The 12,264-nt window shown below is 55.1% G+C and carries 10 protein-coding genes; 4 read left to right on the forward strand and 6 right to left on the reverse strand.

Features of this window, described 5'->3' with window-relative positions:
* Positions 1–100: 100 nt before the first annotated feature.
* Positions 101–1,402: a glutamate/aspartate:proton symporter GltP gene (gene gltP / locus ACPXSQ_RS17050; RefSeq protein WP_014595076.1), complete on the reverse strand. Its 1,302-nt coding sequence runs from the start codon at positions 1,400–1,402 to the stop codon at positions 101–103.
* A gap of 585 nt (positions 1,403–1,987) precedes the next feature.
* Here gltP and acs point away from each other — a divergent pair.
* The 3 genes from acs (at position 1,988) to actP (ending at position 6,054) form a co-directional block, all read left to right on the forward strand.
* On the forward strand, positions 1,988–3,943 hold the full coding sequence (gene acs, locus ACPXSQ_RS17055) for an acetate--CoA ligase (RefSeq protein WP_014595075.1): 1,956 nt from the start codon (positions 1,988–1,990) through the stop codon (positions 3,941–3,943).
* 129 nt (positions 3,944–4,072) lie between these two features.
* Positions 4,073–4,402, forward strand: a complete 330-nt coding sequence (locus tag ACPXSQ_RS17060; protein WP_014606928.1) for a DUF485 domain-containing protein — start codon at positions 4,073–4,075, stop codon at positions 4,400–4,402.
* The gene (actP, locus tag ACPXSQ_RS17065) at positions 4,399–6,054 is read left to right on the forward strand and encodes a cation/acetate symporter ActP (RefSeq protein ID WP_013024190.1); all 1,656 of its coding nucleotides are present in this window, start codon (positions 4,399–4,401) and stop codon (positions 6,052–6,054) included. The genes ACPXSQ_RS17060 and actP overlap by 4 nt, the downstream gene beginning before the upstream one ends.
* A 67-nt stretch (positions 6,055–6,121) precedes the next feature.
* Here actP and ACPXSQ_RS17070 read toward each other — a convergent pair whose 3' ends face one another.
* The 3 genes from ACPXSQ_RS17070 to ACPXSQ_RS17080 form a co-directional block, all read right to left on the reverse strand.
* Positions 6,122–6,667 carry a YfaZ family outer membrane protein gene (locus tag ACPXSQ_RS17070; RefSeq protein WP_014606929.1) on the reverse strand — a complete coding sequence of 182 codons (546 nt, stop codon included), beginning with the start codon at positions 6,665–6,667 and terminating at the stop codon, positions 6,122–6,124.
* 183 nt (positions 6,668–6,850) lie between these two features.
* Positions 6,851–7,546, reverse strand: coding sequence for an LrgB family protein (locus ACPXSQ_RS17075; protein ID WP_019105652.1), 696 nt, complete (start codon positions 7,544–7,546; stop codon positions 6,851–6,853).
* Entirely contained in the window at positions 7,539–7,970 is a 432-nt protein-coding gene (locus ACPXSQ_RS17080) for a CidA/LrgA family protein (protein ID WP_015701251.1), read from the reverse strand. The genes ACPXSQ_RS17075 and ACPXSQ_RS17080 overlap by 8 nt, the downstream gene beginning before the upstream one ends.
* Positions 7,971–8,067: 97 nt before the next feature.
* On the opposite strand from ACPXSQ_RS17080, the gene ACPXSQ_RS17085 reads away from it, so the two are divergent.
* Positions 8,068–8,970, forward strand: a complete 903-nt coding sequence (locus ACPXSQ_RS17085) for a LysR family transcriptional regulator (protein ID WP_013024186.1) — start codon at positions 8,068–8,070, stop codon at positions 8,968–8,970.
* Between the two features lie 64 nt (positions 8,971–9,034).
* On the opposite strand, the gene ACPXSQ_RS17090 is transcribed toward ACPXSQ_RS17085, so the two are convergent.
* Both ACPXSQ_RS17090 and ACPXSQ_RS17095 read right to left on the reverse strand, forming a co-directional pair.
* A complete protein-coding gene (locus tag ACPXSQ_RS17090; RefSeq protein ID WP_013024185.1) occupies positions 9,035–10,687 on the reverse strand; it encodes a Na+/H+ antiporter in 1,653 nt (550 codons plus the stop codon).
* Between the two features lie 144 nt (positions 10,688–10,831).
* A complete protein-coding gene (locus ACPXSQ_RS17095; RefSeq protein ID WP_013024184.1) occupies positions 10,832–12,181 on the reverse strand; it encodes an NCS2 family permease in 1,350 nt (449 codons plus the stop codon).
* Positions 12,182–12,264 lie beyond the last annotated feature (83 nt).

The following is a 12,264-nucleotide window of genomic DNA, read 5'->3' on the forward strand; positions in this document are numbered from 1 at the left end:
TGAATAATTCATCCTCTGCCCACGTTTTTTTCTGCGGTGATAAAAACGGGGTAAAAAAAAGGCCCAACCACCGTTGAGCCTTTGTCTTGCTAACCCGCTGTTAACTGGCGGTTTGCGTCCGTAACTGTAATTCGTACGCTTTAGCCTGTTCTGTATCGAACTGGTTTTCCCAGCGCGCAATGACCAGCACTGCCAGAGCATTACCCACCACGTTGAGCGCGGTGCGGGCCATATCCATAATGCGGTCCACGCCCGCAATAAACGCCAGCCCTTCCAGCGGAATACCCACGCTGCCGAGCGTTGCCAACAGCACAACAAAGGATACGCCGGGCACGCCCGCAATGCCTTTGGAGGTGACCATCAGCGTCAGCACCAGAATAATTTCGTCCGTCAGCGACAGATCAATGCCATACAGCTGAGCAATAAAGATGGCGGCGATGCTCTGATACAGCGTTGATCCATCCAGGTTAAACGAATAGCCGGTCGGAACGACAAAGCTGGTAATCGCTTTGGGCGCGCCATAGGCTTCCATTTTCTCCATGATGCGCGGCAGCACGGTTTCTGAACTGGACGTTGAGTAAGACAGGATCAGCTCATCTTTTAAAATGCGCATCAGCGTCGTAATGCGTAGCTTGCAGAAACGCGCGACCGCTCCCAGCACCACAAAGGCAAAGAAGAGGATCGCCACATATACCAGCAGCACCAACTTCGCGAGCGGCCACAGCGACGCGAAGCCAAAGTTAGCAATCGTCACGGCGATCAACGCAAACACGCCCACTGGCGCGTAACGCATAATCATATGCGTCACTTTAAACATGGTTTCTGATACGCCACGGAACAGATTGACCAGCGGATCGCGCTGTTCTGACGGTAGAGCGGACAGTCCCAGCCCAAAAAGTACCGAGAAAAAGATAATCGGCAGCATTTCACCCTTCGCCATTGAGGCAAAGATGTTCTGCGGGATCAGCGACAGGATGGTCGCCACCAGACTGTGGGTGCCTTCCTGCACCTGAGCGGTTGTGGCTTCATATTTAGAGATGTCCACCGTTGCCAGCGTAGACATATCAATGCCGGTGCCGGGCTTAAACACGTTGGCCAGGGTAATACCAACAACAATGGCAACGGTGGTAATCACTTCAAAGTACAAAATGGTTTTGAGACCAATGCGTCCCAGCTTTTTCGCATCCCCGACACCCGCAATGCCGACAATCAAGGATGAAATCACGATGGGCACGACAATCATCTTAATCAGATGAATAAAGATATCGCCCGCCGGGCTGAGAATATTATTGACTAACCATTCACGATCTTCTGGCTGATTATGCAACACGGCACCCACGATGATGCCAAGCACAAGTGCGATCAGAATCTGCCAGGCAAGGCTGATTTTAAAACCTTTCATAACGCGTAATTTCCTCAGTCAAAACCCGTTTCTCTCTACTGCGAAGGTGCAGAAGACAATACACACAGGGAAGTGAGCAAAAAGCCCGGTAAATTAGAGGGTGTTTATAGACGGCGTCCCGCATTGAAATGCGATGATTTCCATACCCATTTTCAGACGCGGTCTGAGTTGATACCTGATGATCAGGGGCGAGATAAGTACCATTTTCACTGTGGTAAATGCAACCCTTGGAGGCTTCGATTAAAACTTCACCATCTCTTAAGCATAAAATGCTGGCACAGGCGCAAATCCCTAACCTGCTGTTATGAAAAGTAAACCTTCGATAAGTTTTCGCATAGCTATTCAGGCAATGCTCAATGTCTGCGCGGTTCGTTCGCTGTTTTTTTAACCAGAGCCCTTCACAAAATGTTGCAACTTAAATCCCCATTTTTTGCAGGGAGTTAGGGTGATTTTATCCAATTCACGACGTTTTTATGTCAGCAAGGTTAACGCGTGATCTATGGCGCAAAAAAGAAACAAAACCGGTTGTCGGGCTTCACTTAACCATTGATTGACATATGATTAACATCTTCAAGGAGATTCGCCATGAGCCAACATCATATCTATCCTGTTCCAGAAAATATTGCAGCAAACGCGCTGATTACTGCCGAACAGTATCAGGCGATGTACCAGCAATCGGTTACCGATCCAGAAACATTCTGGGGGGAGCAAGGTAAAATCCTTGACTGGATAAAGCCTTACAGCAAAGTTAAAAACACGTCTTTTGCGCCTGGCAATATTTCCATTCGTTGGTATGAGGACGGCACGCTCAATCTGGCGGCGAACTGCCTGGATCGTCACCTGGCAACCCGGGGCGATCATCCTGCCATCATCTGGGAAGGTGATGATGCCAACGAAAGCAAAACAATAACCTTTCGTCAGCTTCACGCCGATGTCTGTCGCTTTGCCAACGTGCTGGAGCTGCTCGGGGTTAAAAAAGGCGATGTCGTCGCGATTTATATGCCAATGGTGCCGGAAGCCGCGGTCGCCATGCTGGCCTGCGCGCGCATTGGCGCCGTGCATTCGGTTATTTTTGGCGGCTTTTCACCGGAAGCGGTGGCAGGTCGTGTGATCGACTCCAGTGCAGCCTTAATTGTGACAGCCGATGAAGGCGTGCGCGCGGGGCGTACGATCCCACTGAAAAAAAATGTGGATGATGCGTTAAAAAATCCCAACGTAAACAGCGTGAAAAACGTCGTGGTCTTTCAACGTACCGGCAAAGACGTCGGTTGGGTTGAAGGACGTGACAGGCACTGGCACGAGCTGATGCAGAACGCCAGTACCAACCACTCTGCGGCAGAAATGCAGGCAGAAGATCCGCTGTTTATCCTGTATACCTCAGGTTCAACCGGCAAGCCGAAAGGCGTGCTGCATACGACCGGCGGCTATCTGGTTTACGCTGCGACCACCTTTAAGTTTGTTTTTGACTACCATCAGGACGATATCTACTGGTGTACGGCTGACGTAGGCTGGGTTACCGGCCACAGCTATCTGCTGTATGGCCCGCTGGCCTGCGGTGCCACGACGCTGATGTTTGAAGGCGTGCCCAACTGGCCGACGTCCGCCCGCATGGCGCAGGTGGTGGATAAGCATAAAGTCACCCTGCTCTACACCGCGCCCACGGCTATCCGCGCGCTGATGGCCGAAGGGGACAAGGCGATTGAAGGCACCGACCGTAGCAGCCTGCGTATTATGGGTTCGGTCGGTGAGCCGATTAATCCGGAAGCCTGGGAGTGGTATCACAAAAAAATCGGCAACAGCCAGTGTCCAATAGTGGATACCTGGTGGCAGACCGAAACCGGGGGGTTTATGATCACCCCGCTACCCGGCGCAACGCGGCTTAAGGCCGGTTCTGCGACCACGCCTTTCTTTGGCGTACAGCCCGCGCTGGTCGATAATGAGGGGCATCCTCAGGAAGGAGCCTGCGAAGGTAACCTGGTTATCACTGACTCCTGGCCTGGCCAGGCCCGAACGCTGTTCGGGGATCACGACCGTTTCGAACAAACCTATTTCTCTACCTTCAAAAATGCCTACTTTAGCGGTGACGGCGCGCGACGGGATGAGGACGGTTATTACTGGATCACCGGCCGCGTGGATGATGTGCTGAATGTGTCAGGGCACCGTCTGGGCACGGCAGAAATCGAATCGGCCCTGGTTTCCCACCCTAAAATTGCCGAAGCCGCTGTGGTGGGGATCCCGCACAGCATTAAGGGCCAGGCGATTTACGCCTATATCACCCTGAATCACGGCGAGGAGCCCTCACCAGAGCTTTACACCGACGTGCGTAACTGGGTACGCAAAGAAATTGGCCCGATCGCCACGCCCGATGTGCTGCACTGGACCGACTCTCTGCCAAAAACCCGCTCCGGTAAAATCATGCGCCGTATCCTGCGGAAAATCGCCGCGGGTGATACCAGTAATTTAGGCGATACGTCAACGCTGGCCGATCCTGGCGTCGTTGAGAAACTGCTTGAAGAGAAACAGTCCATCACCATGCCGTAACAACCCGGCGGAAAGCATCAGGCTTTCCGCCACCACTTCCCTACGTAGTGTGTTTCTGTAGTCACAAAAATATAACTCATTCACGCTTTTGCGTGAGGTCCACGCCTGCATGCTTCTGGAGATAATGTGATGAATGATGCCCTGCCCGAACAGGAAAGGATCTACCAACAAATTGAACGTAATCCTCGCTTTCAGGAATTGGTACACAAGCGCCAGTCCTTTGCCCTGCTGCTGTCGTTAATTATGCTGGTGCTGTATGTCGGCTTTATTCTGCTTATTGCTTTTGCCCCTGGCTGGCTGGGCACGCCTCTTCATGCCGGCACCAATGTGACACGCGGCATTCCGCTCGGCGTGGGGCTGATCGTCATCTCCTTTGTCCTAACCGGCGTGTACGTCTGGCGCGCAAACGGCGAGTTTGATCGTCTGACGAAGGCTATCCTCAGCGAGGTAAAACCATGATACGTCTTATGCTGTGGATGCTGGCAGCGCTGCTGCCATTTTCTGCTCTGGCCGCCGATGCCATTACGGGCGCGGTACAGAAACAGGCTGTTAACTATCAGGCGATCGTCATGTTTGTGATTTTCGTCGGCGCCACCTTGAGTATCACTTACTGGGCGTCGAAGCGAACGCGTTCGCGTAGCGATTACTACACCGCAGGCGGAAATATCACCGGCTTTCAGAATGGGCTGGCCATGGCAGGCGACTTCATGTCCGCCGCCTCTTTTCTGGGTATTTCGGCGCTGGTGTATACCTCGGGCTATGACGGCTTAATCTATTCGCTGGGCTTTCTGGTCGGCTGGCCGATGATTCTGTTTCTGATTGCAGAACGGCTGCGTAATCTGGGGCGCTATACCTTTGCCGATGTTGCCTCGTATCGCCTGAAGCAAAAACCCATACGCACCCTGTCAGCCTGCGGTTCACTGGTGGTGGTTGCGCTCTATCTGATTGCTCAGATGGTTGGGGCAGGTAAACTGATCCAGCTTCTGTTCGGCCTCAATTATCATATCGCCGTTATCCTGGTGGGGATCCTGATGGTGATGTACGTGCTGTTCGGCGGCATGCTGGCGACGACCTGGGTTCAGATCATCAAAGCCGTTCTGTTGCTGTTTGGTGCCTCATTCATGGCCATTATGGTAATGAAAAGCACCGGATTTAGCTTTAATACGCTGTTCACCGAAGCGATGGCTGTCCACCCGAAAGGCGCGGCCATTATGCAGCCCGGCGGGCTGGTTAAAGATCCCATTTCTGCCCTGTCGCTGGGGCTGGGGCTGATGTTTGGTACGGCGGGATTGCCGCATATTCTGATGCGCTTCTTTACCGTTGCCGACGCCAAAGAGGCACGTAAAAGCGTATTTTGGGCCACCGGTTTTATGGGGTACTTCTACTTTCTGACCTTTATTATCGGTTTCGGCGCCATACTGCTGGTCGGTGCCAACCCGGCCTTTAAAGATGCCTCCGGCGCGTTAATCGGCGGCACCAATATGGCGGCGGTACACCTGGCGAATGCGGTTGGCGGCAGCACCTTCCTGGGCTTTATTTCAGCCGTGGCATTCGCCACGATTCTGGCCGTGGTGGCTGGCTTGACGCTGGCGGGCGCTTCGGCGGTCTCTCACGATTTGTATGCCAGCGTTTACCGTAAGGGCCAGGCCAGCGAGCGCGACGAGCTGCGAGTGTCGAAAATTACGGTGCTGGTGCTCGGTGTTGTGGCGATAGCCCTGGGTATTCTGTTTGAAAAACAGAACATCGCGTTTATGGTCGGCCTGGCGTTCTCGATTGCGGCCAGCTGTAACTTTCCGATTATCCTGCTTTCCATGTACTGGTCTAAACTCACCACCCGCGGCGCGATGGTCGGCGGCTGGTTAGGGCTGATCACCGCCGTGGTGCTGATGATTCTTGGCCCTACCGTCTGGGTTCAGGTGTTGGGCCATGCTTCGCCGATCTATCCGTATGAATATCCGGCCCTGTTCTCTATTACTATCGCCTTTGTGGGCACCTGGCTGTTTTCGGTAACCGATCATTCGCAACAGGGCGCAGAAGAGCGTTCACGCTTCCGGGCGCAGTTTATTCGCTCCCAGACCGGTGCCGGTATTGAGCAAGGCAAAGCGCACTAATCCCTTTTCCCGGGCATAAAAAAAGGGCAGGGTCCGCGAGGTCCCTGCCCTTTTTCTCAGGCCACTATCAGAAGCGCAGTGATGCACCCACGTATGGACCATCGACCAGGACGTTGTCTTTACGACCGCCTTTATTATTCAGCTCGATATACTGATAACCCACGCGCAGGTTAAGCAGAGAGACTGGCGTAAAGCTCACACCGCCGCTCGCTTCCTGGTAGCTGTCAAGATGATCGGTAAGGCCTTCCGGCGCATAATAATACTGGCCGTACAGGCCCCACATGCTGTTGAAGTTGTACTGCGCGCTGCCGCCCAGCGCCACCGCAAATCCGTCTTTCCCGTCTTCAGGATGGGTAAAAATCGCCTTTGCGGTTGGCGCCAGTCGCAGATCGCCGAAATCGACGTTGTAGCCCAGGCCAGCGCCGTAAGTGCTGCCGTCATGATCGCTACGCAACCAGTTGCCGTTCAGGAACAGGCCTGGTGAGGTCGTGCCCAAACCGACATTCAGGTTGGTGCTGTGCTCGCCAACATCGACGCTGCCCTCGATGGCCTGCGCGGCGCCGCTCAGCATAATGAAGCTCAGAGCGCTTCCGGTAACAAGTTGCTTAAACATGATTCTCTCCATGATGGGTCAAATAATTCCGCATCAAGGGTAGCAGTCTGAAACGAGGTGACAACTAAATTTGGAAAGCTTTACGTAAAAAGAGATGTCATTTTGTGCCAAAACGGACAACGCGCTGTAAGTTAAGCGGAAAAGAGCGGATGACAGGCGCATTCAGGCCTGTCATCACCGGGCTCAGTGTGCCCACATCAGGTGCCCGATGAACGGTGCCAGTATGACGGTTACTACACCAGACAGCATCATCACCAGGCTAGATACCACGCCTTCCTGCTGCCCCAGTTGATAAGCGCGTGCCGTACCGGCACCGTGCGAAGCGGCACCGAATCCGGCCCCTTTCGCCACGCCCTGTTTGATGGCGATGCGCAGGAACAGCACATCCCCTACCGCCATGCCAAATACGCCTGTCACAACCACAAACAGCGCCACCAGATCGGGCTGCGCACCCATGGGTTTGGCCGCCGCCAGCGCAAAGGGCGTAGTAATGGAGCGCACGGCCAGACTTCGCTGAATAGTTTCCGGTAAATTCAGTAAGCGCGCCAGCCAGACGGAACTGCATACCGAGACTGTTGTGGCGGTTAACACACCGGCACTCAGCGATAACCAGTGGCGTTTAATCACCGCCAGATTTTCATAGACCGGCACCGCAAAGGCCAGCGTCGCGGGGCCCAACAGCCACAGTAGCCAGTGGCTTTCCGCAATATAGTTTTGCCAGCTGATATGGGTCAGCAGCAGCAGCGCCACCAGAATGAGCGGCGTCATGATCAGCGGCATCAGTAACAGTGTTGGCCAGCGGCGATACAGCCGTTTATTCAGGTAATAAATCAATAGCGTGACGGCCGCACACATCAGGCTGATAAACAGATTACGCATCGTCGCCGCCCTGCTTACGCGCGGCCCGCGCGACCTCGAAGCGGTACAGGCGATCCACCACCAGGGCGGTCGTTGCCAGCACCAGTAGCGTACTGACCGCAATCACCACAAAAATCCGCCATCCATCAATCTGCAACAGATCAGCGTAATTCACCACCGCCACCACTGCCGGGATAAAAAACAGCAGCATCTCTGCCAGCAGCCAGCTGGCACCGACTTTCACCCAGCGCAGCGGTAAAACGCGTAGCGCAATCAGCATTAACATCAGCAGCATGCCGACAATGTTGGCCGGCAGCGGCAGATGCAGCCAGTTCACCAGCTGCTCGCTGGCGACGAATACCGAGATAAACAGCGCCAGCTGTAGCGGTAAGCTGAGCCGTTGCAGCCTGTCGAGGTTAAGGCGCGGCAATGCCAGGGCCATCATTTTTCTCCCATATCGTTAATGCGCTCAGTATAGAATCACGAGGTATTGTGAAAAAAATGAATTAAAATTATTAAAATCATGCCAGAAAGGAATAGTTATGGACGTTCGTGCGTTGCGTTACTTTACCGAAGTGGTACGTCAGCAGAGTTTTACCCGGGCCGCGCAAAAGCTGTTTGTGACGCAGCCGACGATCAGCAAAATGGTGCGTCAGCTGGAAGAGGAGCTGGACTGCGCGCTACTGCTTCGCGATGGACGTCGCCTGCATCTCACGGACAGCGGACAAGCCGTTTATCAACGCGGACTGGCTATTTTGCAGGAGTTCCATCAGCTTGAGGCAGAGATAGGCGATATCAATCAGTTGAAAACCGGCAAGCTGCGGCTCGGTATTCCCCCAATGGTCGGCATGCAGATCGCCGGATCGGTTTCGGCGTTTCGTCGCCGGTATCCGGGCGTGGAACTCAGCATTGCTGAGTTTGGCGGCTTAACGGTTCAGGAGGCGGTGCTGGCAGGCACGCTGGATATTGCCCTGACGGCGCTCCCGGTTGATGCCGAGTTGCCCCTCGAAACCTTATCGCTGATGCAGCATCCGTTATGTGTCTTACTGCCCCGTCAGGAACCCTGGCTGCAACGCACCCAGCTCAGCCTGCGCGATTTGGCTCCGCATCCTTTGCTGATCTTTAATGAAGAGTTTTCGCTGAACCGCCAGTTAATGAAAGCTTTTCAGCGTCAGGAGATAACCCCTACCATTGCCGTGCGTAGCGGGCAGTGGGATTTTCTGGCCGCCATGGTGCAGGCCGGGATGGGGCTGGCAATTTTGCCGGAGCCGATATGCCAGCGGTTAGATAAACAGTCGTTACTGTGGCTGCCGCTGGAATCCGAGCTTCAGTGGCATCTGGGGCTGATCTGGCGGGAAGGCAGCTATCTGTCACGCAGCGCGCAGGCGTGGATTGCGTGTTGCCGCGAACACTGGCCCGATCAGGCGCCGCGCCTCTCCGTCTAGTGCAGCAGCCCGCCCGGCCGTCGCAGAACGCAGGTGACCGGGCGGGCGCGGCGCAACAGGGAGTTTACTCTTCTTTCTCGATCAGAAGCGCTTCCAGCAGGTCCAGATCGTGCAACAATTTTTGCATCGTTTCGTTGGATATCTGCTGGGTGGCACGCAGGTGATACACTTCGGCACGTTCGGCACGCAGTGCGTTCAAACGGAAGCGACGTTCCAGGTTCTCGGCAAACAGCGCGTGCTCAAGGTCGTTTTTCCCCTCCGCACGGCGACGCAGGTTGCCGATGACACGCAGGCTGACCTCTTTCAGCAGCTCAGGATCGATATTTTCGTCGGTTTCCTTTTCGAGCCGTGCCTCCATCTTTTGCAGACTCTCGATAGCCACACCGGCCATCACCGCTCTTGCATGCTGAAGTTCGTGCCGATGGGCACTCTTATCCATCGTCTCGACGCCGCGCAGCAGCACCGGCAGAACAATGACGCCAACCAGTAACGAGAACAGAATCACGCCGGTTGCGATAAACACCAGCTCATAGCGCGCCGGGAAAGGATTGCCGTTGCTCAGGAACAGGGGAATCGACAGGACACCCGCCAGGGTGATGGCCCCGCGCACGCCCGCAAAAGAGGCAATCAGCAGTTCGCGCAAAGAATAGCTAGAGAAAACTAACGGCTTGTTTTTTAACAGGCGCTTGCTGAAACGCTGCATGATCCACAGCCAGCCGAAACGCACCACCATTAACGCCGCATAGACCAATGCGATATCTGCAAAGATCATCCAGATATCCACGTTGGGATCCGCGTTCGCCTGTTGAATGGAATTTTCCAGGATAGAGGGCAATTGCAGGCCCAGCATCAGGAACACCATGCCGTTAAACACAAACTCCAGCATGTGCCAGACGCTATTGGCGCGCAGTCGCATGGTCAGCGGGGCCTGACGGATAATACCGGAGCGCGTGATGGTCATCCCGGCCGCGACGGCGGCTAAAATGCCGGAAACGCCCAGGTGTTCTGCAATCAGATAAGAGGCAAACGGCAGCAGCAGCAGCAGGACGATCTGTGTGGCAGCATCGTCCCCACCGCTCCAGCGGTTCAGGACACGCAGTGACTTACCGTAGAGCCAGCAGACCGCAACACCGGCAATTAAGCCGCCGACCGCCACTTTCAGGAATTCGACGCTGGCACCGCCCCAACTAAACACCATGGTGCCCATCGCCACCGCGACGGCAAATTTCAGTGAAACCAGGCCAGAGGCATCGTTCATCAAGGCTTCGCCCTGAAGTATTCCCATAATTTTCTTAGGAATGCGGCCTTCGCCGACAATGCCTGAAAGCGCCACGGCATCGGTAGGTGATAACACTGCCGCCAGGGCGAAAGCAGGGATAAGAGGAATACCGGGAACCGTCCAGTAAATCAGATAGCCAATTCCGACGACGGTAATCAGCACCAGCACCAGCGCCAGGCCAAGAATTTCCCGCCCGTAATGCAGAAACTCGCTAACCGGCGTTTTCCAGCCGTCAGCAAATAACAGCGGCGGAATAAATAAGACGAGGAACAGTTCCGGATCAAAATCCACATGCAGGCCGAAGTTAGGCCAGGCCAGTAGAGCACCGACGGCGATCTGCACCAGCGGTAGCGGGATTTGAAAAGGCAAGATACGTGCGGCGACCCCGGAGAGCGACACCACTAGTGTCATAATTAAAATAGTAAAAAAGATTTCCATGCTTTCCTTAGGCGGTTGTTATCTTCGAATCAACTATAAGTTAAAAGTGTAAAACAAACTGGCCAGGGCAGGAAAAGCAAGCCGTGCTTAAAAGACCAAAAAGCGGATAATTCCGGACGCTCCGCTGAACGTCCGGTTTGACAGTCAGATCGCCCAGCCTCCGGCATAAAAGGCGACTAACGCGGCGGCAATCACGACAGTGCCCACGTTGAGCTTACGCCACTCGCCCGCAAACAGACGGCCAACCACCAGAGTGGCGAACCCCATCATAATGCCGGTAACGATGTTACAGGTCAGAACGATAATCACCGCCGTGAGCAGGCCGGACATGGCATCAACGAAGTCACCGAAATCGATCTTGGCCACGTTGCTCAGCATCAACAGGCCGACATACATCAACGCTGGCGCGGTGGCGTAAGCCGGCACCAGGTATGCGATCGGCGACATGAACAGAATGACCAGGAACAGGAGACCCACCACGATCGCCGTCAGGCCGGTTTTACCGCCCGCCGCCGTACCGGCGGCAGACTCAATGTAGACTGCCGCTGGCGAAGCACCGACAAGGCCAGCAAACAGGCTACTGACGGAATCCGTGGTCAGCGCCCGACCACCGTTGATGATCTGCCCGTCTTTATCCAGCAGATTGGCCTGGCCCGCAACCGCGCGGATCGTGCCGGTGGCATCAAAGACCGCCGTCATCACTAGCGCCAGCACGCTGGGCAGCACCGCAGGCTGCAAGGCGCCCATGATGTCCAGGCTAAAGAGCTGTGACTCACCCTGCGCATCACGCAGGCTGGGCAGGGCAAACAGTCCCTGCCAGCGCACGGCCGGGTCGAACACCAGCCCCAGAGCAGAAATCGCGATAACGGTCAGTAAAATACCGCCAGGCACGCGGCGTTTTTCCAGGCCAAAAATGGCGGCCAGCCCCAGCAATGACATCATGACGGGGAACGACGTAAACTGGCCCAAGGCAACGGGTAACCCTGAGGCCGGATTTCTGACGACCAGTCCCACGTTGTCTGCCGCAATCAGCAGCAAAAACAGACCAATGCCGACGCCCGTTCCGTGCGCAACCCCCATTGGCAGATTGCGTAAGATCCAGGCACGAATCCCGGTGGTGGAAATCAGGGTAAAGAGCAGGCCCATCAGGAACACGGCACCCAGCGCCACGGGTACGCTAATGTGCTGACCCAGCACAAGGCTGAAAGCGGTAAACGCCGTCAGTGAGATAGCACAGCCAATTGCCATGGGTAAATTCGCCCACAGCCCCATGATGATCGATCCCACGCTCGCCACCAGACAGGTCGCAACGAACACCGCCGTGGGTGAAAATCCCGCCTTACTGAGCATGCCGGGCACCACGATCACTGAATAAACCATGGCGAGGAACGTAGTCAGCCCGGCGACAATTTCCTGTCGCACGCTGCTGCCACGGGCCGAGATGGCGAACCAGGCATCCAGCTTTCCACCGGACGGGCGTGATTCAATTGACATAGTTGAGCCTCAAAAATTGTTGTAGTGGGATCGTGCGGTAACGGCCCTGACGTCCCTGGAAACCTGTCATCGCCAGCGGGCAG

The organism is Pantoea sp. EEL5 (genome assembly GCF_049892805.1).
Lineage (GTDB): Bacteria > Pseudomonadota > Gammaproteobacteria > Enterobacterales > Enterobacteriaceae > Pantoea > Pantoea ananatis.

What these genes read in the sequence shown, in the direction of transcription:
- gltP (WP_014595076.1), bottom strand. Translation starts at nt 1,402, where the DNA reads ATGAAAGGTTTTAAAATCAGCCTTGCCTGGCAGATTCTGATCGCACTT.
- acs (WP_014595075.1), top strand. Translation starts at nt 1,988, where the DNA reads ATGAGCCAACATCATATCTATCCTGTTCCAGAAAATATTGCAGCAAAC.
- ACPXSQ_RS17060 (WP_014606928.1), top strand. Translation starts at nt 4,073, where the DNA reads ATGAATGATGCCCTGCCCGAACAGGAAAGGATCTACCAACAAATTGAA.
- actP (WP_013024190.1), top strand. Translation starts at nt 4,399, where the DNA reads ATGATACGTCTTATGCTGTGGATGCTGGCAGCGCTGCTGCCATTTTCT.
- ACPXSQ_RS17070 (WP_014606929.1), bottom strand. Translation starts at nt 6,667, where the DNA reads ATGTTTAAGCAACTTGTTACCGGAAGCGCTCTGAGCTTCATTATGCTG.
- ACPXSQ_RS17075 (WP_019105652.1), bottom strand. Translation starts at nt 7,546, where the DNA reads ATGCGTAATCTGTTTATCAGCCTGATGTGTGCGGCCGTCACGCTATTG.
- ACPXSQ_RS17080 (WP_015701251.1), bottom strand. Translation starts at nt 7,970, where the DNA reads ATGATGGCCCTGGCATTGCCGCGCCTTAACCTCGACAGGCTGCAACGG.
- ACPXSQ_RS17085 (WP_013024186.1), top strand. Translation starts at nt 8,068, where the DNA reads ATGGACGTTCGTGCGTTGCGTTACTTTACCGAAGTGGTACGTCAGCAG.
- ACPXSQ_RS17090 (WP_013024185.1), bottom strand. Translation starts at nt 10,687, where the DNA reads ATGGAAATCTTTTTTACTATTTTAATTATGACACTAGTGGTGTCGCTC.
- ACPXSQ_RS17095 (WP_013024184.1), bottom strand. Translation starts at nt 12,181, where the DNA reads ATGTCAATTGAATCACGCCCGTCCGGTGGAAAGCTGGATGCCTGGTTC.